Source organism: Halomonas sp. hl-4 (assembly GCF_900215475.1).
Classification (GTDB): Bacteria; Pseudomonadota; Gammaproteobacteria; order Pseudomonadales; family Halomonadaceae; genus Vreelandella.
In genome coordinates this window covers 2132052-2156814 of sequence record NZ_LT907845.1, presented here as the reverse complement: position 1 = coordinate 2156814, position 24763 = coordinate 2132052, and the positions used below count along the sequence as shown (strand labels likewise).

The 24763-nt window shown below is 56.4% G+C and carries 20 protein-coding genes and 3 tRNA genes; 13 read left to right on the top strand and 10 right to left on the bottom strand.

Annotated features, from left to right (window positions below; translation table 11 throughout):
• The first annotated feature begins 49 nt into the window (after nt 1-49).
• From CPH17_RS10230 to CPH17_RS10200, 7 genes are all read left to right on the top strand, one after another.
• Nucleotides 50-529 carry a GNAT family N-acetyltransferase gene (locus CPH17_RS10230; protein ID WP_074397631.1) on the top strand — a complete coding sequence of 160 codons (480 nt, stop codon included), beginning with the start codon at nt 50-52 and terminating at the stop codon, nt 527-529.
• On the top strand, nt 529-2865 hold the full coding sequence (locus CPH17_RS10225) for an AsmA family protein (RefSeq protein WP_096299388.1): 2337 nt from the start codon (nt 529-531) through the stop codon (nt 2863-2865). Before CPH17_RS10230 ends, CPH17_RS10225 begins: the two co-directional genes overlap by 1 nt.
• Nucleotides 2866-2942: 77 nt before the next feature.
• Nucleotides 2943-4037 (top strand): A/G-specific adenine glycosylase, encoded by a 1095-nt coding sequence (gene mutY, locus CPH17_RS10220; RefSeq protein WP_096299386.1) that lies wholly within the window; start codon nt 2943-2945, stop codon nt 4035-4037.
• 35 nt (nt 4038-4072) lie between these two features.
• Nucleotides 4073-4351, top strand: a complete 279-nt coding sequence (locus tag CPH17_RS10215; RefSeq protein ID WP_074397628.1) for an oxidative damage protection protein — start codon at nt 4073-4075, stop codon at nt 4349-4351.
• 78 nt (nt 4352-4429) lie between these two features.
• A tRNA-Phe gene (locus CPH17_RS10210) sits at nt 4430-4505 on the top strand.
• 6 nt (nt 4506-4511) lie between these two features.
• Nucleotides 4512-4586, top strand: a tRNA-Gln gene (locus tag CPH17_RS10205).
• A gap of 18 nt (nt 4587-4604) precedes the next feature.
• A tRNA-Thr gene (locus CPH17_RS10200) sits at nt 4605-4680 on the top strand.
• 132 nt (nt 4681-4812) lie between these two features.
• On the opposite strand, the gene CPH17_RS10195 is transcribed toward CPH17_RS10200, so the two are convergent.
• The 7 genes from CPH17_RS10195 to CPH17_RS10165 form a co-directional block, all read right to left on the bottom strand.
• Nucleotides 4813-5970 carry an alpha-hydroxy acid oxidase gene (locus tag CPH17_RS10195; protein ID WP_231896473.1) on the bottom strand — a complete coding sequence of 386 codons (1158 nt, stop codon included), beginning with the start codon at nt 5968-5970 and terminating at the stop codon, nt 4813-4815.
• Nucleotides 5970-6983: a 2-hydroxyacid dehydrogenase gene (locus CPH17_RS10190; RefSeq protein ID WP_074397626.1), complete on the bottom strand. Its 1014-nt coding sequence runs from the start codon at nt 6981-6983 to the stop codon at nt 5970-5972. The genes CPH17_RS10195 and CPH17_RS10190 overlap by 1 nt, the downstream gene beginning before the upstream one ends.
• Nucleotides 6976-7905, bottom strand: a complete 930-nt coding sequence (locus tag CPH17_RS10185; protein ID WP_074397625.1) for a dihydrodipicolinate synthase family protein — start codon at nt 7903-7905, stop codon at nt 6976-6978. Before CPH17_RS10185 ends, CPH17_RS10190 begins: the two co-directional genes overlap by 8 nt.
• Nucleotides 7906-7929: 24 nt before the next feature.
• On the bottom strand, nt 7930-9051 hold the full coding sequence (locus CPH17_RS10180) for a mandelate racemase/muconate lactonizing enzyme family protein (protein ID WP_074397624.1): 1122 nt from the start codon (nt 9049-9051) through the stop codon (nt 7930-7932).
• A gap of 25 nt (nt 9052-9076) precedes the next feature.
• Complete coding sequence (locus tag CPH17_RS10175) at nt 9077-10582, bottom strand: tripartite tricarboxylate transporter permease (RefSeq protein WP_074397623.1); 1506 nt, start codon at nt 10580-10582, stop codon at nt 9077-9079.
• 92 nt (nt 10583-10674) lie between these two features.
• Nucleotides 10675-11175, bottom strand: a complete 501-nt coding sequence (locus CPH17_RS10170; protein WP_074397622.1) for a tripartite tricarboxylate transporter TctB family protein — start codon at nt 11173-11175, stop codon at nt 10675-10677.
• A gap of 47 nt (nt 11176-11222) precedes the next feature.
• A complete protein-coding gene (locus CPH17_RS10165; protein ID WP_074397621.1) occupies nt 11223-12194 on the bottom strand; it encodes a Bug family tripartite tricarboxylate transporter substrate binding protein in 972 nt (323 codons plus the stop codon).
• A 207-nt stretch (nt 12195-12401) separates the two neighbouring features.
• Between CPH17_RS10165 and CPH17_RS10160 the strand changes: the two genes are divergently transcribed.
• From CPH17_RS10160 to CPH17_RS10145, 4 genes are all read left to right on the top strand, one after another.
• Nucleotides 12402-14189 (top strand): IlvD/Edd family dehydratase, encoded by a 1788-nt coding sequence (locus tag CPH17_RS10160; protein WP_082934284.1) that lies wholly within the window; start codon nt 12402-12404, stop codon nt 14187-14189.
• A gap of 59 nt (nt 14190-14248) precedes the next feature.
• Nucleotides 14249-14935, top strand: coding sequence for a GntR family transcriptional regulator (locus CPH17_RS10155; RefSeq protein WP_074397620.1), 687 nt, complete (start codon nt 14249-14251; stop codon nt 14933-14935).
• A 503-nt stretch (nt 14936-15438) separates the two neighbouring features.
• Nucleotides 15439-16422 (top strand): ectoine hydroxylase, encoded by a 984-nt coding sequence (gene thpD / locus CPH17_RS10150; protein ID WP_096299383.1) that lies wholly within the window; start codon nt 15439-15441, stop codon nt 16420-16422.
• 93 nt (nt 16423-16515) lie between these two features.
• Nucleotides 16516-17181 (top strand): fumarylacetoacetate hydrolase family protein, encoded by a 666-nt coding sequence (locus tag CPH17_RS10145; protein ID WP_096299381.1) that lies wholly within the window; start codon nt 16516-16518, stop codon nt 17179-17181.
• Between the two features lie 107 nt (nt 17182-17288).
• Here CPH17_RS10145 and speA read toward each other — a convergent pair whose 3' ends face one another.
• Nucleotides 17289-19208, bottom strand: coding sequence for a biosynthetic arginine decarboxylase (speA, locus tag CPH17_RS10140; protein ID WP_074397617.1), 1920 nt, complete (start codon nt 19206-19208; stop codon nt 17289-17291).
• Nucleotides 19205-20164 carry a homoserine kinase gene (locus CPH17_RS10135; RefSeq protein ID WP_096299379.1) on the bottom strand — a complete coding sequence of 320 codons (960 nt, stop codon included), beginning with the start codon at nt 20162-20164 and terminating at the stop codon, nt 19205-19207. The genes speA and CPH17_RS10135 overlap by 4 nt, the downstream gene beginning before the upstream one ends.
• A 174-nt stretch (nt 20165-20338) precedes the next feature.
• Here CPH17_RS10135 and polA point away from each other — a divergent pair, with 174 nt between their 5' ends.
• Entirely contained in the window at nt 20339-23104 is a 2766-nt protein-coding gene (gene polA, locus CPH17_RS10130) for a DNA polymerase I (RefSeq protein WP_096299377.1), read from the top strand.
• Nucleotides 23105-23148: 44 nt separating this feature from the next.
• Here polA and CPH17_RS10125 read toward each other — a convergent pair whose 3' ends face one another.
• The gene (locus CPH17_RS10125; RefSeq protein ID WP_074397614.1) at nt 23149-23667 is read right to left on the bottom strand and encodes an Hcp family type VI secretion system effector; all 519 of its coding nucleotides are present in this window, start codon (nt 23665-23667) and stop codon (nt 23149-23151) included.
• Nucleotides 23668-24206: 539 nt separating this feature from the next.
• Here CPH17_RS10125 and tssB point away from each other — a divergent pair.
• A complete protein-coding gene (tssB, locus tag CPH17_RS10120; protein ID WP_074397613.1) occupies nt 24207-24713 on the top strand; it encodes a type VI secretion system contractile sheath small subunit in 507 nt (168 codons plus the stop codon).
• The last annotated feature ends 50 nt before the right edge of the window (nt 24714-24763 follow it).

The following is a 24763-nucleotide window of genomic DNA, read 5'->3' as shown; positions in this document are numbered from 1 at the left end:
AATGCGAATAAAAAGCAGCTTTGCTGCATTTGTAATGAGGAATATATCCATGCCGGTGACACTGCACTACGTCGACCAAGCCCGTTGGCAAGCCGATGAGCAAGTGCGCCTTGACCTCGTACGCATTTATTACGACGCGCCCCAAGATCGAATACCAACTCAAACAGTCGAGCCTTTTATCGAACAGCATCTGCAGCAACATTTTTTTGGCTGCGCGCATTTTAACGACCGGTTATTAGGTGCTGTTGCCATTAAAGAGGCGCAGGATGGTGCGTGGTGGCTATCGGACTTATGTGTGCGCAAAGCAACGCGGCGCCGGGGCGTAGGCTCCAGACTGATGGCGCTACTCGGCGAAAAAGCCAAGCAAGATGGACGCGTTTTACGCATCGCCACCTCGTCGCTGCCATTGGCAGACCGTGTCTTGTTGTCAAAACTGGGCTACCGGGCGGTCGCAAACACTGAGCAGGCCTCTTCAGGGGGCCCGGTGACCAGCGATTTTGTTGAATTAGACCCACAAGGAAAAGGGTAATGAGGCAATTATTACGCATTATGCTGGCTGCGGTCGGCATTTTAGCCATTGTGGCCGTCGCCGCTGTGGTTTACGTGACGACATTTTTAGACCCGGAAGACTTTAAGCCGCGCTTAACCGCGGTGGTCGAAAAGCAAACGGGCTTGAACCTGGATCTGGATGGGCCGATTAACTGGTCGTTTTATCCGCGTATTGGCGTCAGCGTAGAAACCGCCAATGCATGGCTGCCCGCTCAGGATGAGGAAGATACGGCGTTTGCAGCGGTAGAACGTGCTGAAGTCAGCGTTGCTTTTGCGCCGTTACTGCGTGGTGAAATTGCCGTCGATGGCTTAACCCTGAACGGCGTGCGTTTAAATTTGAAGCGCAATGCCGACGGGGAGGGTAACTGGGAGCCGCTGTTGGATAGGCTGGTAGAACAAAGCGAGGAAGCGGAAACCGTGCTGGCGCCGGCGAGCGCCGGGCCTAATGCCGATGCTGGCAGTCTTGCGGTAGTGCTAAGTATTGCCAGTGTCGATATTAATGAAGCCGATATTCGCTTCCGCGATGAGCAAGCCGAAGCGCTTTGGCATGTGCAAGAGCTCAACATCTCCGGCAGTAACGTCAACCCTGTTCGCCCCTTCCCGCTGAAAGCGATGTTTAAGTTGTCCAAGCACAACAATCTCGACGCCGAGGCGCTGGAGCGAGTCCCCGACATATCAAGTGACATCGACCTTGAAACCCGCATGCGTCTTGGTTTGGCAGAGCAGCAGTTTGTGCTGGAAAACACCCAACTGAATACGCGTACACGCTTTGCCGCTGAGGGCGAACCGCAACAGCTTGATATTGCTGCGGCTGAATCCGTAGTCCGGCTTGGTGAGCAGCAGTTAAGTATCAGTGACGGAAAGTTAGAAACCAGCCTGCGCCACCCAGAGAACTGGGACGGTGGTTTAGAGCTTGCGCTTGCGTTTGGCATGGAAGGTGACTGGCAGGAGCAAACAGCGCGGTTGAAGGATTTGCAGCTCACCGGGCCTGATAAGCTGCGCGTCAACGGCCATCTTAACTTATCGCAGTTGCGCGATGCTCCGCGTTACCAGGGGCAGCTAACGGCAGCGCCATTTACCTTGCGTCCTTGGCTGTCACGGGCAGGCGTTACGCTTAACACGTCCAGTGAGGCGGCGCTCAGTGATGTTGCCATGACTAGCCCCATTGAGGGGGATCTGCAAGAGGTGATGCTGCCCAGCCTATCGCTGGTAGTCGACGACAGTACCTTTACCGGCGAACTCGCCTCTCGGTTGGATGGCTCAAATATCGATTTTGACATTGAAGGCGACGAGCTCAACCTGGATCGTTACCTGCCCCGTCAAGAAGCCGAGCAACAGGCAAGCCTGGGGCTTATTAATGCCGCGGTTGCTGACGACCCCGCCGAGCTTTTGCCCCAAGCGTGGCTTGCGTCTTCAAGTGTGAATGGCAACCTGAGCATGGAGTCGCTAGAGCTTGGTGGGATGGTGTTCAGCGATGCCCTTGTTGAGTTGCAAGGGGATCAAGGTCAGCACCAGCTAAGCAATTTTGAAGCAGACTTTTACGAAGGTGAACTGACGGCTAACGGTCACATAGATGCCAGCGAGGATGAGCTACAGTGGGCGCTCTCACCCACAATACGTAAGGTTCAGGTAGCGCCGCTTATTGAGACGCTTAGCGATGGAGATGAATCGTCACCGCTTCGCGGTCGCCTGAATCTCAGTGGTGATCTCACGTCGCGCGGTAATCAACGGGATACCTTGCTGCGCCACCTGAATGGCGATTTAGAGGCGCGGTTGACGGAAGGTGCTATTCTCGAGACCAATGTGTCGCAAGAGATGTGCGAACTCGTTGCCCAACTGGAAGGCGAGGAAAGCGAGCGTGACTGGTCGAGTGATACCGCCTTCGATGAGTTTGCCGCCACACTTCAGATTCGAGACGGCGTGGTTCAAAGCGACGATCTGTTAATCACTGTGCCGGGCATTGACGTACAGGGAGAGGGTAACTATGACCTCACCAGCCAACGGTTTGATACTCAAGCAAACGCTCGGCTCGTCGATACCGCTGATGCAGCGTGCGAGGTGAATCCTCGTCTTGAAGCCCTGCCGTTGCCACTGAGTTGCGAAGGCCATATCAGCGACGAGCGTAGCGAGTGGTGCCGTTTTGATCGTGACGCCTTCCAAGGTGCTGTCGTTGAACTTATTCAAGAGGAAGCCGGTGGGCAGGTAAGCGAAGAGCTTGAAAAACGCCTTGGCGAGTCGCTTGATGACCTTGATGAGCGTCTGGGTGAAGGCAGTGGTGATGAATTGCGCGAAGGGCTGCGGCGTTTATTTGACTAATCAGAATCAGCCCGTGCAGCGCCGGTCTTGCACCGGCGCTTTTTTATATCAGTACAACGCGTGATTAAGGAGCTTGCATGACGGACATGCCCGTGCCGCGGCTGGCTGCAGAAGTGTTTCAACAGCGACTATTTGACTGGTTTGACCGCTACGGTCGCCATGATTTGCCCTGGCAGTCACCGCGCAGCGCCTATCGCGTCTGGGTCTCGGAAATCATGCTGCAGCAGACCCAGGTCACCACCGTCATCCCCTATTTTGAACGCTTTATGGCGCGCTTTCCTACCCTTGAGGCGCTGGCGACAGCGCCGCAGGATGAAGTGCTGCACCTGTGGACCGGCCTTGGCTACTATGCTCGAGCGCGCAACCTGCATAAGGCGGCACAGGTGGCGGTAGAAGCGCATGGAGGTGAATTGCCTACCGATAGCGTCGAATCACTTATCGCACTGCCGGGGATTGGCCGCTCAACGGCAGGCGCGATTATCGCGCAGAGCACCGGCCAGCGCGCTGCGATTCTGGACGGTAACGTCAAGCGGTCGCTGGCGCGTTTGCATGCGGTACCGGGCTGGCCCGGCAAGCCAGCCGTTGAGCGCAAACTGTGGGCGCTTGCTGACTATTACACGCCGGAGACACGCCTGGCTGATTACACCCAGGCGATGATGGATTTTGGTGCCACGCTATGTAAGCGAAGCATGCCGCTGTGCGAGCACTGCCCGTTCAATGACGTCTGCCTAGCCTACGCCCAGGGTGAGACAAAGCGCTATCCTGAATCAAAGCCGAAGAAGCCCTTGCCTACACGGGAAACCATCATGTTGTTGCTGCACGATCCCGACGGGCGAGTGTGGCTTGAGCAACGCCCGGCAAGCGGCCTTTGGGGCGGGCTTTGGAGCCTGCCTCAGTTCGATAGTCAAAGCGAACTTACTACGTGGCTAGATTCGAACGTAGAAGCACCTGAACGCGCGCCAACGTTAGCGTGTTTTCAGCATACCTTCAGCCATTTTCGCTTAGCGATTACCCCGCAGCCGGTCAGTTGCGATAGGCTGAAGGGCGTGCGAGAAAAAGGGGCCTGGTACGATCCAAGCCAACCGTCTGAGGTCGGCCTGGCCGCCCCAGTGAAGTTACTGATCAATCAACTCGCGCCTTTCTCACTCACGTCAACGCCAGGGCACGCTTAACCCGCTTGGTAACCGCTGAATTTAGGAGCCTACCCATGACGCAGACCGTATTTTGCCGCAAGTATCAAAAAGAGCTTGAAGCACTGCCGTTCCCACCATTGCCAGGTAAGCAGGGCCAGGAAATCCAGGCAACCGTATCAAAGCAGGCCTGGGAAGACTGGCAAGCCCTGCAAACGCGCTTGATCAACGAAAAGCACCTCAACATGTTAGACCCCGAGGCACGCGCCTATCTGATGGAACAGATGCAGCGTTTTTTCGATAACCAGGAAACCGACCAGGCCGAAGGTTATGTGCCACCGACGCAAGCCACGTAACTTGCCGACAAGGCGGAAAGTTTTATAAAGGAGTTGACGAAAAGCCGAGATTCTTGTTTAATACGCACCGTTGGCAGCGGCCAGATAGCTCAGTTGGTAGAGCAGGGGATTGAAAATCCCCGTGTCGGCGGTTCGATTCCGTCTCTGGCCACCACACTGCTGGGGTATCGCCAAGTGGTAAGGCACCGCTTTTTGGTAGCGGCATTCCCAGGTTCGAATCCTGGTACCCCAGCCATTGCCGACAATGCGTGTAGCCGACATAGCTCAGTTGGTAGAGCAACTGACTTGTAATCAGTAGGTCCCGGGTTCGACTCCTGGTGTCGGCACCACATAAAGTGGTTTAAAAACATCGCGTTACAGAATTTAAAAGGCCGCCTTCTAGGGCGGCTTTTTGCTTTTACGTAGTTCTCTTGTATGTACGGTACCTAGTAGCAATGGCATCGTTTCCTGGAAAGAGTAGTTTAATTTTTACGTAATAAGTGGCTAGTTAACCCTTCCAGGCTTGTTACGCCAAGTAACGCCATATTTCGCTCTATTTCATTCCCAAGCAGCATGACAGCTTTCTTCACGCCACCTTCACCCGCGATGCTGGCCGCATAATTAAAGGGTCGGCCCAGAAACACGAAGCTGGCGCCCAACGACAACGCCTTGAGCACCTGGCTGCCACGCCGGAAGCTGCCGTCGATCATCACCGGCACCGCACCATCGACCGCCTCCACCACCTCGGGCAGCATGGTCAACGGCGCCACGGTGGCATCCAACTGCCGGCCACCATGGTTGGAGACAATTACCCCATCGGCACCGGCGCTGACGGCCCGCCGCGCATCGTCAGGGTGGAGGATACCTTTGACTATCAGCTTGCCCTCCCAGCGCGCCCGTACCCGATCAAGGGTCGACCAATCGAGATGCCGACGGCCCGAGAAATCCCGGTTCACGTTCTTTGCCAACACCGGCACGCCACGCGTTGCGGCGTTATTCTCGAAGTGCGGCACGCCGTGGTGCCACAATGTCTTTAAGAAGGTCCCGAATAGCCACCGTGGCCGCAGCAAGCCATCGCAGGCAAGCCGGAGGCTGGGGCGCAGTGGCGAGGAGAACCCCGCGCGCCGGTGGTTTTCAGGGTTGGGCGGTACGGCATAATCCACCGTGATCACCAGCTTGCTGAATCCGGCCTTTTCGACACGCGCCAGCAGGGCATCAATTTCCTTTCCCGTTCCGGGCAGATAGGCCTGGAACCAATCCGAGCCGTCGGGTCCAGCCAGCGACTCCATGGGAATCAGCGAAGTGCCGCTGACGATCATGGGAATGCCAGCATCGGCCGCGGCCCGCGCCAGCACCTTGTCACCCCGATAAGCCGTTAGCGCACTAATGCCCATGGGTGCGATGCCAAACGGGTAGGCATAGCGTTGACCAAACAGCTCGGTTTCCATCGATACATCGGAAACATTGACCAGCGCCCGAGGCAGAAACACATAGTTATCGAAGGCCTCCCGACTGGCTCGGGCGGTAGCGCCATCTTCGGCCACGCTTGCCACATAGCCAAACAAAGGCCGCGGCAAATGCCGCCGGGCGGCCCGTTCGAAATCATCAAGGCTTAGGATATGCTTCAGGCGGCGGGGCATCATGTTTCCTCAGTCGCCGCAGACCGCCGCCAGAAACGCTCATTAACGGCGGTAAGCGGGCCGCTGCCAGCCAACGCACCCAGCAGATTATCCACCGCCAGCTGGGCCATGGCGTCACGCGTTTCATGGGTTGCCGAGCCAATATGCGGGGCGGCCACCACATTGGCCATGGAGGCCAGCGGCGAATCAGTAGGCAATGGCTCCTCGGCGAATACATCGAGCCCTGCAGCACGAATTAGGCCAGAGCGAAGCGCCTCAATCAGTGCGGGTTCATCCACTACTTTACCTCTGGCCACGTTAACGAGCGCCGCCGTTGGCTTCATCCGCGCCAGGGCACCCGCGTCAATCAGGTGATGGGTATCGGCATTGTAAGGCACACTTAAGCAGACAATATCGGCTTGAGATAACAGTTCATTAAGGTCACAACGCTTGGCGCCTAGTTCTTGCTCAAGCGCCGATTTGGGCGATGCAGCCGTATAAAGGATGGGCATGCCGAAGCCCAATGCCCCGCGCCGGGCAATCGCCGCGCCAATGCGCCCTGCCCCCACGATACCCAGGGTTTTGCCGTGCACATCAACGCCGAAGTGCTCGGGGCCAATATGCGCCTGCCAGCCGCCTTCACGGACAAGATTGGAAAGCTCTACCAGACGCCGCTGAGTCGCCATGATCAGCGCAAACGCCGTATCGGCGGTGGTTTCCGTCAGCACATCGGGTGTATTACAAAGCAGGATGCCGCGCCGATTCAGCGCTTCAAGCGGCAGATGGTCATAGCCTACCGAAATAGTGGCAACCACTTGTAGCACGGGCGCCTGGGCTAACATCGCGTCGCTGAGTTCCAGTTTGCCGCCGATCAGGCCATGGGCCTTGGAAAGCGCTATCATAAAGTCGGCATGGTTGGATGCGTTTACGTCCTCGAAGTAGTCGACCTCAGCAATTTCGGAAAGCGCCGCACGCTGGGCCTCGCTGAGCCGGCGTACGGCGACAATACGCCACGGTTTCGTCTGCTCAGCCATGGCGCGCCTCACCCACACCCTGCATCTCAAATCCCGTCGCTTTAAGCGACGATACAAGCTCGGCGGTACGCTGGTTATCAAGCTCTACCAAGGGCGGGCGCAAGCGCTGCCAATCGTCGATTCCCGAAAAATACGCCGTCGCCGCCTTCATGGCAGGAATTAGCGGATACTGTTCAAACAGGTCGCGCACCACGTTAAGGCGCTGCTGACGCTCGTCGGCGTCGCTTTCCTGCCAATGCCGCGCCAACGCAACGATGGCCGCTGGGTTGACGTTGGCAGTCGCGCTAATGCAGCCCGCGCCGCCTGCCCGCAGGGTATCCAACAGAAACCGTTCGCTACCGGCGTAGACGGCAAAATCCTGCCCCGCAAAGCGCTCGCTCAGCACCTGGGTATGGGCCCAGTCACCACCGCTATCCTTGATGCCAGCAATAACGCCGGGAAAGGCGTTGCGTAAACGCTCGATCAGTTCCAGCGAGAGCGGCACCTGAGTGACCGGCGGGATATGATAGAGGTAGATGCGCAGGCGCGAATCAGCAACGCGGTTGATTACCTCGCTGTAGAAGCGGAACAAACCCTCGTCGCTGACGCCCTTGTAATAAAACGGCGGTAGCATCAGTACACCGGCGCAGCCCGCTTCAACCGCTGTGCGGGTAAGCGATACGCCGTCATCAATCGCGCAGTTGCCGGTGCCGGGCATGAGCCTGGCGGGGTCGATACCGCCATCCACCAACGCATGCAACAACGCCTGCTTTTCACCCACTGTCATGGAGTTGGCTTCGGAGTTGGTGCCGAACACGGCCAAGCCGACGCCGTTTGAGGTCAGCCACTGGCAATGCGACACAAAACGCTGCCGATCCGGCGCGAGATCGGCGCCGAAGGGGGTGATCACCGGTGACCAAACGTCTCCGCTCGCTTGAGACATGACATTCTCCTTGTTGTAAGGCGGTTATTGCCAAGGTTCGATGGCGTAGCGCTCAAGTGCAGCCTGGTCAAAACCGAAGCCAAGCCCGGGGTTGGTGGGTAGCAATAGCTGGCCATCGACAAACTTCAACTGTGTATCCACCAGGCGCCTGAAATTAAGCACTTGATCATCGGCAAAGAACTCGACCATCTTCACGTTGGGTGCCGAGGCCACCAGATGGATATGCAGATCGTGGAACCAATGAGGATAAATATCCACCCCGAAGCTTGCCGCCGTTGCCGCAATACGCCGAAACTCGGTGATGCCACCACACACCGCGGCATCGGTCTGTAGAATCATGGCCGCCTCCTTATCCAGCAACTCCTTGAAGCGCCAGCGGCCCGCCTCTATTTCACCCGTGGCAACTGGCACCGGCGTGCGCTCGGCCAAGCGGCGATGATTATCGATGTCGTCGGGGCTAAACGGCTCCTCGATCCAGAACGGGTCGTAGGGTTCAGCCATGCGCATAAAGGCCAGCGCCGACGGCAGATCCCGCCAGGCATTGTTGGCATCCATCATCACTTGCACATTGGGACCTACCGCCTCGCGCACCGCCGCCAGCCGCGCTTCCTCGCCTGCCAGGTCTTCGCGGCCCACCTTCATCTTCACCGCCGTGAAACCTTTTGCCACGTAGCCGGCCATTTCTTCACCGAGCATCGCGGGCGTCTTGCCATCGAGGTAGTAGCCCCCGCTGGCATACGCGGGCACGCTGTGAGTATCGCTGGCACCCAGGTACTTATAGAGCGGCAGTTTGGCTGCCCGGGAGTTACGATCCCAAAGCGCGGTATCCAAAATACTGATGGCACGCATCACCGAACCGCTGCGGCCATGCAGCAGCGATTCCTGATACATCGCCTGCCACAGTGCCTCTGTCGCATGAGCGTCCGCCCCGACCAATACAGGTTTCAGCAATTCTCTTACGGCATTGGCGACCAGTGAGCCCGCATTGTTGCCGCCATAGCAAAACCCAATGCCCACATGGCCATCATCGCCCACCACTTCCACCAGCACGTAGTCGCGCTTAAGCACCTGACGATTGGAGAAGCTGGTGGGGTTATCCAGCGGTACATTGACCGTACGCGCACGCACTTCCGTTATTGTTGTCATCACAAATCCTTAACGTGAAGAGAGATCACTCTGCCTGAGTTCGACCGCGCAGCGTGCCACGCAGCCAGCGGAAAAACGGGGTCGCCTGCAGTACCGAGAAGGCGGCAATACAGAACAACACCACGGCAATCGGGCTAGTCAAAAAGATGCCAAAGTTGCCATTCCCAATCAGCATCGACTGCTGGAAGCTGTTTTCCATCACCGGCCCGAGAATCAGCCCGATCACCATCGGCGCCGGTGACACACCCGCCCGGTTCAGCCAGTAACCGAATAGCCCAAAACCGAGCATCAGCCCAACGTCGAACAAGCTGTTATTGATGGCAAAGGCACCGATCACACACAGCGTAATAATCGAGCAGGCAAGGAAGCTATCCGGCACTCGCGTCACGCCAACGCATAGCCGGGTGAACAGAAGCCCTACCAGTAATAACCCGATGTTGGCGAAGATCACCGCCCAGATCAGGGTGTAGGTCACGTCACCGTAATCGGTCAGCAAGTTAGGGCCAGGCAAAATGCCTTGCACCATCAGGGCGCCCAATAAAATAGCGGTAGAGGAGCTGCCCGGAATGCCCAGGGCGATGGTCGGGATCAAGGCCCCGCCCACCACCGCATTGTTAGCCGATTCAGGAGCGGCGACCCCGGCGATATCCCCCTTGCCGAAACGGCTTTTGTCTTTCGCAAAGCGCTTAGCCTCGTTGTAGGCAAACCAACTCGCGGTATCACCACCGGTTCCCGGAATCAGACCGGTGATAATGCCAATACCGCCGGAACGAAAGATATTGGGCAATAAGCGACGCATCTCTGCCAGCGGCGGAATCAACCTATCCTTGATTTTGCTGGCGACCTTCTGAGTCCCGTGGGCGTTCTCGATCAGAATGAGCGCTTGGGGAATCGAGAACAGTCCGATTAACGCCACCGTAAACTCGATGCCAGAAAACAGGTTGATCAGGCCAAAGGTCATCCGTGGTGTACCGGTAATCAGGTCCATGCCCACGGTGCTTACCAATAACCCCAGCGCCCCTGACAGCAACCCGCTAACCACCGAGCCTTGAGAAAGCGAGCCGATAATCGTGATTCCCAGCACGGCAATCGCGAATAGTTCGATGGGGCCAAACTTGAGCACTAAAACGCCAAGCAAGGGGGCGGCGGTAAGCAGCGCGATACCGCTCATCAGGCCACCGGCGAACGAGGCAAACAGCGACACCCCCAGCGCCTTGCCCGCCTGCCCCTGCTGCGACAGCGGAAAACCATCGAGTACCGTCGCGGCAGCCGAGGGGGTGCCGGGTGTGCGCAACAAAATAGCGGCAATTGAGCCGCCATAAGAGGCCCCGACATAGAGTGACGCCAACATGCTGAGCCCCGAAGCTGGGTCCATGCCGAAGGTGAGGGGAAGCAACAGCGCAAGCGCCATGGTCGCCGAGAGCCCAGGCATAGCACCTACGAACATCCCAAGCAGCGTTCCGCCTAAAATCAGGGCAATATTGGTGAACGAGATGACGTTCGTCAGGCCCACTAAAACAAGATTTTCCATATGACTAGACTCCAAAAGCCTTCGTCAGGCACTCGTTCCCCGCTCTTCCAAGTTGTTATGCGGCGAGCCGGGGGACGAGTGCGCGAGTATCGTTATAAAGCCAGCAAGGGCGGCAGTAACGGCACAGGTAACCCCAGAAAACCGATAAAAACCGCACACACCACCGCCACCAGCAACACAATGCCGATAGCGGCAAAGCGCCATGACACGTGGCCAATGATCGCCAACGCTGCCACCATGAAGCCAACCGTGGCCGCCAGATACCCCAGTATTGAAATGCTGTAGAGATATACGGCGGCCAACAGAAAGATCAGCATGGCCTTCCATGGCTTACGGCTTTCCGGCCCGTTGACGAGTGTCTCCTCCGCGGCGTCTTCAGTGGACGAGACCGTGGCCCCATCGGCCGACACCTTGCGGTGACGCAGCGTGCCGACGACCTCCTGACCCACCATTGCCGCGCCTAGCAAGGCCACGACGACCGAATAGATAAGAGGCATGTTTGCTGCCTTATTGGGGTAGCCAAGCGCAATCACATAGAAGGTCACTGCCAAGCCAATCGCAAAAACCCCCAATACCAGTCGACTTTTGTTCATCTCACACCCCCTTCTCGAACGCCGTATTGTGCCTCCAACTTAGCGCCTTATTGTTCGACCTCATCTTTTACATCGTCCCAGATTTCTTCGAACTGACCTTCCATGTCCTGCATCATCTGGCCGTAGTCATCACCGGTCTGGATGTCGAGGTTCATAGCGCGTTCCTGAGCGGTCTTCTGGAACTCCTCATCGTCTTTTAACGCTTCGAATGCAGCGATAAGCTCATCACGAGCCTCATCCGGAATACCCGCTGGTGCGCTGTAACCGCGTGACGAACCCGCCACCACATCGATATCGTTTTCCACCATGGTGGGCACATCAGGCAGGATATCCAGGCGCTCTTCGGTGAATACCGCCAGCGGGCGCAAACTGCCCGACTTGATATGCCCATAGACATTGCCAAGGTTGTTGAAGCTGGCATCGACTTTCTCACCCAGGGCCGCCGTCGCGGATGGGCCATCGCCCTGGAAAGGTACCTTCTGGAAGGACAGGCCGGTCGCCTTCTCAATCATGATGGTGGAGAAGAAGTCATCCCCGCCAACGCCTGAGTTCGCCACAGTAATCTCACCGGGGCTTTCCTCAGCAGCCGCCAGAAAATCTTCCAGTGTTTCGTATGGACTCTCTTCCGGCACCACGATGATGCCTGGATCGGTCACCACGTTGGCGATGGGGGTCAACTCGTCTATCGAGTAGTTGATGTCTTCATTCATTATGTAATTGGTCATCAACATCGGCGTGTTCGTGATGCTGATCACGCTGCCATCTTTAGCTGATTGTTTGGCAAGGCGAGTCCAGGCTATCCCCCCGGTGGCCCCGGGTATGTACTCATTAATAAATTCCACATCCAGCGACTCGCGCAAGAACGGCTGGGTCAACTGAGCCAGCGTGTCACTGCCTCCCCCCGCCTTAAAACCTTGCAGGACTTTGATTTCATCAGTGGCTGAATATTCGGCCTGGGCCGCCCCGGAGAGCATCAGAGCGGATAGCAGAGCGGCGGGGTAAGCGCTACGAATTGGCATGGTCATTTCCTCACGTGCTGTTTGTCGTTGTGTTGCACATCGTCATGCAAGGCGTGCTTGCATGATCCAACTTAGTTGGCTATCAACATTATTGTCAATAATATTATTAATAATCTTGCCAAGCCGATTTTTACCGCCTAGCCTAGCGTTCAAGACCCGTAGCAAACGGACCTCCGACAAGCCACGAACAACATTGAGGAAACCGCGATGAGCCAGGACTCCCAACACAACAGCAAAGGCAGCCACCCTCCCAAGCAAGGTAACGAAGGCCCGGCTCTGGGTATGTCCAACCGCCTGACCAGCTATGGCGATGCCGACTTTTCACTGTTCCTGCGCAAGGCTTTTATCAAAGGCATGGGTTATACAGATGACGCGCTCTCACGTCCGGTCATTGGCATTGCCAATACTTATAGCGGCTACAACGCCTGCCACGGTAACGTGCCGGGGTTAGTCGAGAGCGTAAAACGCGGTGTGATGCTCGCGGGCGGCCTGCCGGTCGACTTTCCGACCATCACCCTCCATGAGTCCTTCGCCAACCCCACCAGCATGTACCTGCGCAATCTCATGGCGTTGGATACTGAGGAGATGATTCGCGCCCAGCCGATGGATGCCGTGGTACTGATTGGCGGCTGCGACAAGACCGTGCCCGCCCAGTTGATGGCCTCCGCCAGTGCTGGCGTTCCGACGGTCCAGGTTGTCACCGGCCCCATGCTCTCTGGCTCACACCGCGGTACACGCGTCGGCGCCTGCACTGACTGCCGCCGCTACTGGGCTGCCTATCGCGGCAAGGACATCGACGAGGCGGAGATCAACGAAGTCAACGACAAGCTGGTCCCCACTGTGGGCACCTGCTCGGTAATGGGTACCGCCAGTACCATGGCCTGCCTGGCGGAAACGCTGGGCATCATGCTGCCCAACAGCGCCACCGCACCGGCGGTCTATGCCGACCGGCAACGCATTGCCGAACAGTCCGGCGTCCAGGCCGTGGCCCTTGCGCGGGCCGGTGTTACCCCCGATCAGATTCTGACCCCGGAGGCTTTCGAGAATGCCCTGCGAGTTCTGCTCTCGTTAGGCGGTTCCACCAACGCATTGATTCACTTGACCGCCATCGCCGGGCGACTGGGCATCGACATCGACCTTGAGGCCTTCGACCGTATGAGCCAGGAAACCCCCGTACTGGTGGACCTCAAACCCTCGGGAGAAGGTTACATGGAGGATCTGCATCGCGCCGGTGGTCTGCCCACCCTGCTGCGCGAGCTAAAACCGTTATTGCACCTGAATGCCATGACCATCAACGGCCAAACATTAGGTGAAAACATCGATGATGCCGTGCACCTCATCGACCAGAAGATCGTGCGGCCCAAGCAAAGCCCCATCTATGCCCAGGGTGGCATCGCGGTGTTGCGCGGCAATCTGGCCCCCTCCGGTGCCATCATCAAGCAGTCGGCCGCCTCGGCCGAGTTGATGACCCATCGCGGCCGCGCCGTGGTGTTCACCGGGCTTGAGGACCTGGCAAACCGCATCGACGACCCGGATCTGGATGTCCACGCTGACGACGTGCTGATACTGCAGAATATTGGCCCCAAGGGCGCACCGGGCATGCCCGAAGCGGGCTACATCCCGATCCCCAAGAAGCTGGCCGCCCAGGGTGTCAAAGACATGGTGCGCATCTCCGATGGACGTATGAGTGGCACCGCAGCCGGTACCGTCGTGCTCCATGTTTCCCCGGAATCTGCCGAGGGCGGCCCACTAGGACTGGTGCGCGATGGCGACGTCATATCGCTGGATGTCAGCAACAATCGGCTTAGCCTGGAAGTGGATGACACGGAGCTTGAAGCGCGACGGAAGGCTTTCAAGACCGAGACGAGCGAGGCACCGCTATTGGGCTATCGGCGCCTGTTTATGGAGCAGATCCTTCAAGCTGAAGAAGGGTGCGACTTTCGCGTCTGCCGGCCAGCGCCCACCTGCCGGGTTCCAAGGCAGCATGAAGCCTGAAGACGAGTTTGGTACACTCCTAAGCCATATGCCCTGCCATGGAGGCTGAGAAACCGATCATGAGCCGAATCGCACAGCCGTCCACACGCGGTGCCGAGACCCAAGCCTCTAAACCTGCCCACGGTGTCAGCGACATCGTGGCTGCTGTAGAAGAGGATATTGTGCTCGGCCGCCTGCACCCCCGCGAGCGGCTGGTCGAAGAAACCATGATGGAACGCTTTAACTGCAAGCGGCACGTCGTCCGTCAGGCGCTCTTCCAACTCGATAGCATCGGCCTGACGGAGCGCATCAAAAACCGGGGCGCCTTCGTCAGAAGCTATCCGCCGGATGAGGTTGAGGATATCTACGCGATGCGCGAGATTCTCGAGTTGGCCGCCGTCAACAAGCTGCCCTTGCCAGCTCCGCCGGAATGGCTAGCTGAACTGGAAGCGGTCCACCAACAGCATAGCGAGGCCGTGTATGCCCACGACCTTCGCCAAGTATTTCATATGAACATCGCGTTCCACCGCACCCTGTTCCGGGCGTGCGGGAATACCTATCTGTACACCACCATCAACGAGTTCGCCCAGAAAGCCCACGGCATCCGCTTCATCGCGATCACTGACCGCGACGCCCTCGCTCAAGCTCGTCGCGAGCACGAATTGATGATTGAAGCCATTCGTGATGAGGACCGCGAGCGCCTGGCTGACCTGTGTCGCCAGCATCTTCTACCTTCCAAAAATCGCTATTTGGAACTCTATTCCTGATTAAAACGCTATAAGTATTTCGACCAAGAAAAAACAAAGCTCCGGTTGTTTCAAGAGAGCCCCGAACTGGTAAAAAACAGAAAGTGCAACTCAGTGTCCAAAGGGCATTATTGGGCTATATGCGACAGCGATAATGGTTCGCTGAGAGGCTTATGGCAAGACGTCACCAGAACAGAGCGCAGCAAACCTTCTCGACGCTATGCGCCAGACCCACACGTATCTCCTCGCCGTGCCAAGTGCACGTTGGGCCTCGCCATTGGCATAAATTTTCTTCCCACGACCTCACGTAGACGACTTTTTGTGTGCGTGTCGATCAACACAATCCTGCCAAGCCTCGCTTAAAAGCGTTCCTGATAACCCTTCAATTTTTTTCACGTAACCTGCGTTATCAAACCGTGAATCACTCCTTGCGGGGAAATTCAAGTTGTCTAGGCTACTCCCTGCACGACGTTTGAACCGTGCGCCATTCGATCTGAAACCTAATCATACAAGGAGTGGATTAGATGACAGTCAGCAACACACCTCTCAATGTTGTGAACGCGCATAAGCAGTACAGCGACATGACGGACATGCCGTCTGCCCAGCCCACGATGGTAAAGGATCCTTATCCATCTCGGTTGGCTGAAGCCCCGGCCTCACTCTGGCAACCGCGCCAGGAGGCGGTGGTGAAAGGTCGGCAATTGACAGGTCCATTAAGCCAAGCGCAACTCGACGAGTTCGAACGCAAAGGGTTTCTGTTCATTCCTAACCTGATCACCGGTGCAGAGCTTGATGAGCTGTGTCGGGAGATGCAGGCGTTAATGAACCATGAGGGCTATCGGGATAAGCCTTTTAGTGTCACCGAGCCGGAGAGCCAGGAAATCCGCTCGCTGTTTGCCGTGCATTTTCTTTCTGAACGCTTAGGGAAGTTGGCAAGCGATGAGCGGCTATCAGGCGCTGCACGCCAAATCATTGGCGATGACCCTTACGTGCATCAGTCGCGCATTAACTATAAGCCTGGGTTTGCCGGTAAGGGATTTAACTGGCACTCGGACTTTGAAACCTGGCACGCTGAAGATGGCATGCCCAACATGCATGCGGTGAGTGCATCGCTCATTTTGACGGACAACCACGAGTTCAACGGCCCCTTGATGCTGATCCCCGGGTCGCACAAAAAATTCGTGCCGTGCTTGGGCGAAACACCCGAAGATAACCACAAAAGCTCGTTGAAAACTCAGGAAGTCGGTGTGCCAAGCGAAGAAGCGCTGGCAGCACTGGTCGATGAGCATGGTATTGAGGCGCCCAAGGGCAAAGCCGGTGGGTTATTGCTGTTTGACTGCAATACGCTGCACGCATCAAACGCCAACCTGTCGCCTGACCCGCGCAGCAATGTGTTCTTTGTGTTTAACCGCTCGGATAACCGCTGCCGTGCGCCTTTTGCAGCACCAACGGAGCGCCCGAATTTTCTGGCGCACGCGCCTGACGACGCTTGGTCGTTGGCTGAGTAAACCTGATTAGCCAACGTCAAGTGTGGAACAATCGCATGGGTGGGGTAGACTGGTGCGCCTGCCCCTGTGCGCATCTTAAGGAGTGACCCCATCATGCGTTTTGTTCCTCAATTTACCGATGGCCAAGCGTTCCCCCATGAGTTAGGCAAAGTTGTGTGTGTTGGTCGCAACTATGCTGACCACGCTAAAGAGTTAGATAACCCTATCCCCAGTGAGCCACTGTTGTTTATCAAGCCGGCGTCCAGTGTCGTGGATATCCAGCAGCCGCTTTCACCGCCGTTTAATCGTGGCGATATCCACTACGAGGTGGAGATAGCCCTATTGGTAGGTAAAACCATCTGTGACGCGACACCAGATGAAGCGAGTGAGGCGATCACCGGCCTGGGGCTGGGGCTTGACTTAACGCTGCGCGATGTACAAACCCAGTTAAAAGAGAAAGGCCACCCCTGGGAGATTGCCAAAGCATTTGACGGCGCCTGCCCGCTCTCGCCGTTTTTACCGCTGAGCCGTGTGCCCAATTGGAATGCCTTGGCCTTTACGTTGGAAATCAATGGTGAAGAGCGTCAGCACGGTGAGGGGGCCGATATGATTTTTACCATTCCCACCCTGGTAGCGGAAATGAGTCGCCACTTTACTCTCGAGGCTGGGGACGTCATTTTAACGGGAACGCCATCTGGAGTGGGTGAGCTGCCGCGGGGTGCCACGCTGCGTTTGACGCTCACCGGTGGTTTGGAGATTACCACTAGCGTGGTTGAGTGATCGTGGGCGATTAAGCCAAGTCGCTAAACGCTATTTACACAGGGCAGCATAAAAAAGCCACCGCTCTGCGGTGGCCTGCTCATTGGTTAACGGGGCTGATATCCGCTCTACTCTAGGTAGGTGTAGCCTTCTAACCCTTCGCTCAGGCTGGCAGCAAAGCGCGCCTGCTCCTGGGCAGAAAAGCCGCTCGCGATGAGTTGCTCGGTGAGTTTTTGTTTTAATACCCGGGCATCGAAATTGACGTAGGCCAGCACCGCAGCCACCGTGTCACCGGCTTGGGCGTTGGATAGCTGCCATTCGCCATCGGGACCAAGGGCGGCATCTACCGAGTCGGTATCGCCGAACAGGTTGTGCAAGTCACCCAAAATTTCCTGATAGGCACCCACCAGGAAAAAACCTAGCCAGCGCTCATCGTCGGTTGCCCACTCAGGAATCGGTAGAGTACTTTCAACTCCTTGCCCGTCTACATAGTTATCGATGCGGCCATCGGAATCGCAGGTGATGTCCTGGATGACGGCACGGCGGGTAGGGGGCTGATCCAGACCGCTTAACGGCAGCACCGGGAATATCTGCTCAATGCCCCATACGTCCGGTACCGACTGGAACAGCGAGAAGTTGACGAATAGCTTGTCAGCCAGTTTCTCGGCAAGTTCATCAATGATGTCGCGATGAGCGCGGTTGCGCGTGTCCAACTGGTTGCGCAGTCTTGCGCACGCCGCCATGTAGAGACGTTCACCTTCAGCGCGGGCGTTAATATTGCTGAGACCCATTACAAAGCGGTCTTGCAGCTCGCTGACGGCCTGGAATAAATCATGCCACGCTTCCACTAGCACGCGCGGCTCTTGGGTTTCGGCCAACTGCTCAAAGACTCGCCATAGCGCCGCCACTTGAGGGTCGTCCTGTTGAGAGCGCTCGGGTGGGGTAACGTCGATGCGTTCGTCACCGATCACGTTGGTAATCAGCACCGCATGATGGGCAGTCAGTGCTCGGCCGGATTCGCTAATCAGGTGTGGCTGGGGCAGGTTGGCGTCCTGACACAACTGGGCAAAGGCATTAACCACGTTACGCGCATACTCGCGCATTGAATAGTTGGCTGAGCAGTCACTGCGTGATCGGGTGCCTTCGTAATCAATGCCCAGGCCTCCGCCCACGTCGACGGTATCAATCGGGGCGCCCAGGCTTAGCAGGTTCTGATAGAACCGAGCACACTCACGTAGGCCCCGCTGAATGTCGCGGATATTGGCGATCTGCGAGCCAAGGTGGAAGTGCACAAGCTGCAGGCTTTCGAGCGCCTCCTGGGTGCGTAGGGTATCCACAACGGTGAGAATCTGGCTGGCGGTGAGGCCGAACTTGGATTTTTCACCGCCGGTATTTTGCCATTTGCCTTTGCCCACCGAGGCAAGCCGGGCGCGCAGGCCAATGCGCGGCGTTACATCCAACTCGCGAGCCTCTTCAAGAATAATGTCGAGCTCTGATAGCTTTTCTACCACCAGGTAAACCCGGTGGCCAAGCTTCTCGCCCAGCAGCGCCAGGCGGATATATTCGCGGTCTTTATAACCATTGCAAACGATCAGCGAGGAGCCGCCCTCCGAGAGGGCAAGCACTGCCAGCAATTCAGGCTTGCTGCCCGCTTCCAATCCTACGCGGCCGTTACCACGTTCGGCGGTGGCTAAAATCTCCTCCACGACGCGACGTTGCTGATTGACCTTGATGGGGTAAACGGCTGTGTAGCCTCCCTGATAGTCAAAATCCTGCATGGCGATGTCAAAGGCACCGCATAGTTGCTCAACGCGATCGTGCAGGATATCGCTAAAGCGCACCAGTACCGGCAGGCGTAACCCGGCTTTCTGCAGCTGGCGCACTAGGCCGCTCAGCGGTAGTGCTGGGCCATCGGCATCAGTGCCTAAAGGACGCACCAACGCTTGACCAAGCTCATCCACGTCGAAGTAACCACTTCCCCACTGGTCGATATTCCAGGTGCGCCGAGCGCGTTGGGCCGAGGAGTTGATAGTGGTCGTTTCTTTCATGAAGACGCCTCAGGAAGCGGCAGCGCCCCGTGGGCGATGCGCGCTTTTAAAATGGTACGAAAGCGTTCGGGGTCATGGGGGGTCAAATCGTGGGCGGGCGGGTCCACGTAAACAACCAGTAACCGCGACAGCCAGTAGCGCAATGCGGTCATGCGCAGCATGGTCGGCCACAATGCTTGCTCGTCTGCATTTAAGTGGCGACGCGACTGATAGGCGCTCAGGATGGCCGTATAGCGTTCGCCATTCAGCGTGCCGTCTTCATTGGAGGCCCAGTCGTTAATCACAATGGCTAGGTCAAACAGCAAGTCCCCCGTGCAGCCATTGTAAAAATCGATGATGCCGCCAAGCTTGTCGCCCTCAAACAGCGTGTTGTCACGAAATAAGTCGCCGTGCAGCGCCCCTTGGGGCAGCTCATCGTGCTTGGCGAAGGCGCTTTCAAAATCATCGACCTCGTCTTTCATTAACGTTTGGTCGTCAGGGCTTAAATAGGTCAATACCTTGTGGTGCATGGCTTGCAGCCAATGCAGATCACGTGGATTGGGGCGGTGGCCTGGGAAGCGCTTTGAAACCACGTGCATCCGTCCCAGGGTATCGCCCAGTGCCCGGCACTGGGCAAGATTGGGGGCTTCCGGATGACGCCCCGGCAAGCGTGGGAACAGTAGTGCTGGCTTATCGGCCAGGCTGTGCAACGCAACACCTTCGCGGTCGTGCACTGTGCCGGGGACCGGCAGGCGATGTTCATCCAGATAGTCTAATAACTCGACAAAAAACGGCAGCTCGGCATGCTCGCCTTGTTCGAACAGGGTCAATACCAGTTCGCGGCGGTCAGTGGTGACAAAAAAGGTCGAATTTTCGGTGCCAGCCGCTACGCCCTGTAGCGATACGAAACTGCCTACATCAAACTTTTCTAAAAACGTAGCGACCTGTGCGTCGCTAAGCGGGGTGAATACAGCCATGAGAATCTCGCCCAGGTTGCTAAGCCCATTATTGTAGCGGCTTGCTGCGTCAGTTGGCAGCGTTGTGTCATTTTGAAGAATGCCATCGAACTATGTTGGGTCTGCAGCGTGGGCGCTGAACGCGTATCATAGCGAGCAGACTTTCTTACTGTTTGCTAACAATGGAATTTGGTTATGGCCCGTGCTCCGATCGTGCTTGTCGATGGCTCCTCGTACCTATATCGCGCTTTTCATGCGCTGCCGCCGCTAACGACGTCTAACGGCCAGCCTACGGGGGCCGTTAAGGGTGTGTTGAACATGCTCAAACGGCTGATAAAAGATTATCCCGAAAGCCCCATGGCGGTGGTGTTTGACGCGCCGGGCAAAACCTTTCGCGACGAACTGTATAGCGAATACAAGGCGCATCGCCCGCCGATGCCCGATGACTTGCGCAGCCAAATCAAGCCGCTGCACGCCTGTGTGAAGGCCCTCGGTTTGCCACTGTTGTGCATTGAGGGGGTTGAAGCGGACGATGTGATCGGCACTCTGGCCCACCACGCCACCCAGGCAGGCCGCGATGCGGTGATCTCCACCGGCGATAAAGACATGGCGCAGCTGGTCAACGCGCATATTACGCTGGTCAATACCATGAAAGAGGAAACCCTTGATGAAGCGGGGGTAGAACAAAAATTTGGCCTGCCGCCCGCGCTGATTATCGATTTCCTCGCCTTGATGGGCGACAAGGTAGATAACATTCCTGGCGTACCCGGAGTGGGGGAGAAAACGGCCATTGGTCTACTACAGGGCATGGGCGGTGGGTTAGATACTATTTACGGCGATTTGGAGCGGATAAAAACGCTGTCATTCCGGGGTGCCAAAACGCTGCCCAAGAAGCTTGAGGAAAACCGTGAGCAAGCGTTTCTGTCTTACCAGCTCGCCACAATCAAAATTGACTGCGACCTGCCGGTGGGGCTTGACGACCTGGACATCGCCCACCCAGACCGCGAAGCGCTGGTAGAACTCTACAAAGAGATGGAGTTCAGGCAGTGGCTGGGCGAGCTGCTTGAAGGCAAAGACGAAGGCGTGGATGACGTAAAGGGCGGCGAACCCGCACCAGCTAGTGCGGCTGATGATAGCGTTGCCACCCCCAGCGATCGCCACGACCACGTGATTGTAGACCCGCGTGAGTTTGATGCGTGGCTGGATCGTCTAAAAACCGCGCAGCGATTCTGCTTTGACCTTGAAACTACCAGCCTGAATTACATGGACGCGGAGATTGTGGGGGTCGGCTTGGCGCTGGAGGCAGGCGAAGCCGCCTATATTCCGGTGGCACATGACTACCTGGATGCCCCAGCGCAGCTTGACCGCAAAGACGTATTGGCGGCGTTAAAGCCGCTGCTGGAAGATCCGGAAAAAACCAAAATCGGCCAGAACCTCAAGTATGATATTTCCGTGCTGGCCAACTACGCCATCAACGTGGCAGGGCCGCTGGCCGACACCATGCTGGCCTCCTATGTGCTGAACTCTACCGCTACCCGCCACGACATGGACTCCCTGGCGCTGAAGTATCTAGGTGAAAGCACAATTTCCTTTGAAGACATCGCCGGGAAAGGCGCCAAGCAACTCACCTTTAATCAAATCGCCCTTGAGCAAGCGGCCCCGTACGCTTGCGAAGACGTGGATATCACCCTGCGCCTGCAGGAAACCTTGCGCCCCCAGGTCGAGCGGGAAGGGCGCCTCGCTGAGGTGCTGGATCATCTGGAACTCCCGCTGATCAGCGTTCTTTCACGCATTGAACGCAACGGTGTAGCTTTGGACGCTGAGCGTCTCCATGCACAGAGTCAGCAGTTAGAGTCGCGTATTCGCGAGCTGGAAAGCCAGGCGTATGAGCTAGCAGGGCGCGAGTTCAACCTGGGCTCACCCAAGCAGCTGGGGCAGATTCTGTTTGAAGAGCAGAAGATTCCGGTCATCAAAAAGACCCCCAAAGGCGCTCCTTCGACCGCAGAGGCGGTGCTGGAAGAGCTGGCGCTGGATTACCCGCTGCCCAAGGTCATCATGCAGCACCGGGGGCTTGCCAAACTCAAGTCCACCTACACCGATAAGCTACCGCGCCTGCTCAATAAAGCCACTGGGCGGGTGCACACCAGCTACCACCAGGCTGTCACGGCCACCGGGCGGCTGTCATCGTCCGACCCTAACCTTCAGAACATTCCCATCCGCACCGAAGAAGGCCGCAAAATTCGTCAGGCGTTTGTGGCTCGCTCCGGTTATCGCATCGTGGCCGCCGACTATTCGCAGATAGAGCTGCGCATCATGGCGCACCTGTCGGAAGATAAAGGCTTACTGGAAGCATTCGCCGAGGGACGCGATATCCACACCGCAACTGCTTCGGAAGTATTTGGCACCTCACTGGATAACGTTTCTGCAGACCAGCGGCGCAGCGCCAAAGCGATCAACTTTGGCCTGATTTATGGCATGAGCGCCTGGGGGTTATCGCGCCAGCTGCATATCGAGCGCAATCAGGCACAAACCTACATCGACCGCTACTTTGACCGCTATCCAGGGGTGGCGCGCTATATGGAGCGTATTCGTTCCCAGGCGGCGGAAGACGGCTACGTGGAAACGGTAAGAGGGCGTCGCCTCTATCTGCCGGAAATTCATTCCCAAAACCGCAACCGTCGACAAGGCGCTGAGCGCACTGCCATCAACGCGCCGATGCAGGGTACCGCTGCGGATATCATCAAGCAGGCGATGATTGATGTGGATGCCTGGCTGGCGGAGGGTGATTTTGATGCGCTGATGGTCATGCAGGTACACGACGAATTGGTATTTGAAGTGGCCGAAGCTCAGGTGGAGGCTTTTATCAAGCAGGTGCAGCAACGTATGCAAAGAGCCGAGCAGTTGAGTGTGCCGCTCATTGTGGAAGCGGAAAGCGGAAATAACTGGGATGAAGCTCACTAAGATAGCCGATGCGTCGCCTGTGAAGGCGACGCATAGCGAAGAGATTAGCTCTCGACGGGCGCACGCCAGTCGTCTGAACCTGATGTGCCCGCGACGGTATGCTCCCAGTCAATCTTACGATAAGACAGGGATACATCCATTAGCTGAGTAAACTCAGATTTGGCGATGTCTTGGGCATGCGGCATGCGCAAATTGATATCCACGATGGTGGCATCAGTTAGTGACGTGGTGAAGAAGTGCTCTTGCTTACCCTCTACCGACGTGCGGTACCACTTAAGCTCAACGTTTGGCAGCATTTCGCCAGATGCCAGTGCGTTGTACATCAACGGCACGGCTTTATTTAGGGCCACGGTAAACACAAAAGGTTTATGTGCGCGCTGTCCTGAAGGCTGCCCAGACTGTGGATCGGTGGGAACCGTCACCACATGCTTGAATTCCTGCACCAGCATTTCATCTTCATGGCCTTCAACATAAATATTGCCGACTGAGTCTGGAGTGAATGCGCCAGCCGTAATGTTGCCCTGAGACTGACCTTCGATGCTGATATAACATGGTGTTGGCATAAGTCTGCTCCTTGACGAGAAAGTAAAAGTGTCCAATAAGGACGATAAGTTATAGCAACTAACGTGCCCAAATTATATTTTCATTATTATTCAGTATCTTATGAATATTTTATTCTATTGCTATTTTTAATTAGGCAATTTTTTGCCTGGTGTTAAGCAACGCTTTGCTTCTTTTGGCAGTATGTTGCTCAGTTTTATTTGTATTTATTTAAGCGGCTGCTTGACTCTTTTTGGCGATAAAAAGCTAAGCGTTATGTAAGAGAAAGCTGTTCATTTTATAAGACATTGCCGATTCGTTTGTAAGCAATTTCTTACATGGAGGTTTTGGCTTGGTGTTTTTTAAGTGAATATTGTGGTTAACGCCGCCGAAAATCAGAAAAAATAAGTAAATTTTGTAATCCGATGGGCTGAATGCAGGCTGCTATCAGTCAAAACCCCTGTTGGCATTTAGATGTTTAGTCCGCTACTTTCCCGGGATTAATAACCATTCACAGTCACAATGAGTCTTTCGCAGGGGCTCCAGGGTAGGGCGAACCACCATGGCTAAACAAGGCACCGTCGCGCCAAAAGAGCGCATTAATATCAAATATGTACCGGCGACTGGTGACCAGCAGGCGGAGACTGAATTGCCGCTAAAGTTGCTGGTTGTGGGGGACTTTAAAGGCGGAGAGGAAGAGGCGCCGATTGAAGAGCGTCAGGCCGTTTCTGTTGATAAAAATAACTTTCAGTCGGTCATGCGTGAGGCGGGTCTTACCTTGCAGGCGGCGGTGCCTAATCGCCTTGAGGATAGCGAAGAGCCAAGCGATATGGCGGTGGATTTATCCTTTAAGTCGTTGAATGACTTCTCACCCGATGCAGTCGCCAAACAAGTGCCTGAATTGCGTCAACTGGTCGAGTTGCGCGAAGCCCTTGTGGCCTTGAAAGGCCCTTTGGGCAATGTCCCCGCTTTTCGTGAGCGTCTTCAAAAGTTGTTGGAGAGCGATGAGGCTCGGCAGCAACTGCTGGACGAACTGGCGCTGCTGGACGCCAAGGGAGATGGCGAGTAGCGCCCAGTCCAGAGTAGTTGATAACTCAAGCGTACGGCACAGCGAATTCG

Bases quoted from the DNA above. Each gene is read 5' to 3' on its own strand.
- CPH17_RS10155 (WP_074397620.1), top strand. From the start codon at position 14,249: ATGAGCCGAATCGCACAGCCGTCCACACGCGGTGCCGAGACCCAAGCC.
- CPH17_RS10175 (WP_074397623.1), bottom strand. From the start codon at position 10,582: ATGGAAAATCTTGTTTTAGTGGGCCTGACGAACGTCATCTCGTTCACC.
- CPH17_RS10195 (WP_231896473.1), bottom strand. From the start codon at position 5,970: ATGCCCCGCCGCCTGAAGCATATCCTAAGCCTTGATGATTTCGAACGG.
- CPH17_RS10125 (WP_074397614.1), bottom strand. From the start codon at position 23,667: ATGCCAACACCATGTTATATCAGCATCGAAGGTCAGTCTCAGGGCAAC.
- mutY (WP_096299386.1), top strand. From the start codon at position 2,943: ATGACGGACATGCCCGTGCCGCGGCTGGCTGCAGAAGTGTTTCAACAG.
- speA (WP_074397617.1), bottom strand. From the start codon at position 19,208: ATGAAAGAAACGACCACTATCAACTCCTCGGCCCAACGCGCTCGGCGC.
- CPH17_RS10225 (WP_096299388.1), top strand. From the start codon at position 529: ATGAGGCAATTATTACGCATTATGCTGGCTGCGGTCGGCATTTTAGCC.
- CPH17_RS10165 (WP_074397621.1), bottom strand. From the start codon at position 12,194: ATGCCAATTCGTAGCGCTTACCCCGCCGCTCTGCTATCCGCTCTGATG.
- CPH17_RS10145 (WP_096299381.1), top strand. From the start codon at position 16,516: ATGCGTTTTGTTCCTCAATTTACCGATGGCCAAGCGTTCCCCCATGAG.
- CPH17_RS10215 (WP_074397628.1), top strand. From the start codon at position 4,073: ATGACGCAGACCGTATTTTGCCGCAAGTATCAAAAAGAGCTTGAAGCA.
- CPH17_RS10185 (WP_074397625.1), bottom strand. From the start codon at position 7,905: ATGTCTCAAGCGAGCGGAGACGTTTGGTCACCGGTGATCACCCCCTTC.
- CPH17_RS10190 (WP_074397626.1), bottom strand. From the start codon at position 6,983: ATGGCTGAGCAGACGAAACCGTGGCGTATTGTCGCCGTACGCCGGCTC.
- CPH17_RS10180 (WP_074397624.1), bottom strand. From the start codon at position 9,051: ATGACAACAATAACGGAAGTGCGTGCGCGTACGGTCAATGTACCGCTG.
- CPH17_RS10230 (WP_074397631.1), top strand. From the start codon at position 50: ATGCCGGTGACACTGCACTACGTCGACCAAGCCCGTTGGCAAGCCGAT.
- CPH17_RS10135 (WP_096299379.1), bottom strand. From the start codon at position 20,164: ATGGCTGTATTCACCCCGCTTAGCGACGCACAGGTCGCTACGTTTTTA.
- thpD (WP_096299383.1), top strand. From the start codon at position 15,439: ATGACAGTCAGCAACACACCTCTCAATGTTGTGAACGCGCATAAGCAG.
- CPH17_RS10160 (WP_082934284.1), top strand. From the start codon at position 12,402: ATGAGCCAGGACTCCCAACACAACAGCAAAGGCAGCCACCCTCCCAAG.
- CPH17_RS10170 (WP_074397622.1), bottom strand. From the start codon at position 11,175: ATGAACAAAAGTCGACTGGTATTGGGGGTTTTTGCGATTGGCTTGGCA.
- tssB (WP_074397613.1), top strand. From the start codon at position 24,207: ATGGCTAAACAAGGCACCGTCGCGCCAAAAGAGCGCATTAATATCAAA.
- polA (WP_096299377.1), top strand. From the start codon at position 20,339: ATGGCCCGTGCTCCGATCGTGCTTGTCGATGGCTCCTCGTACCTATAT.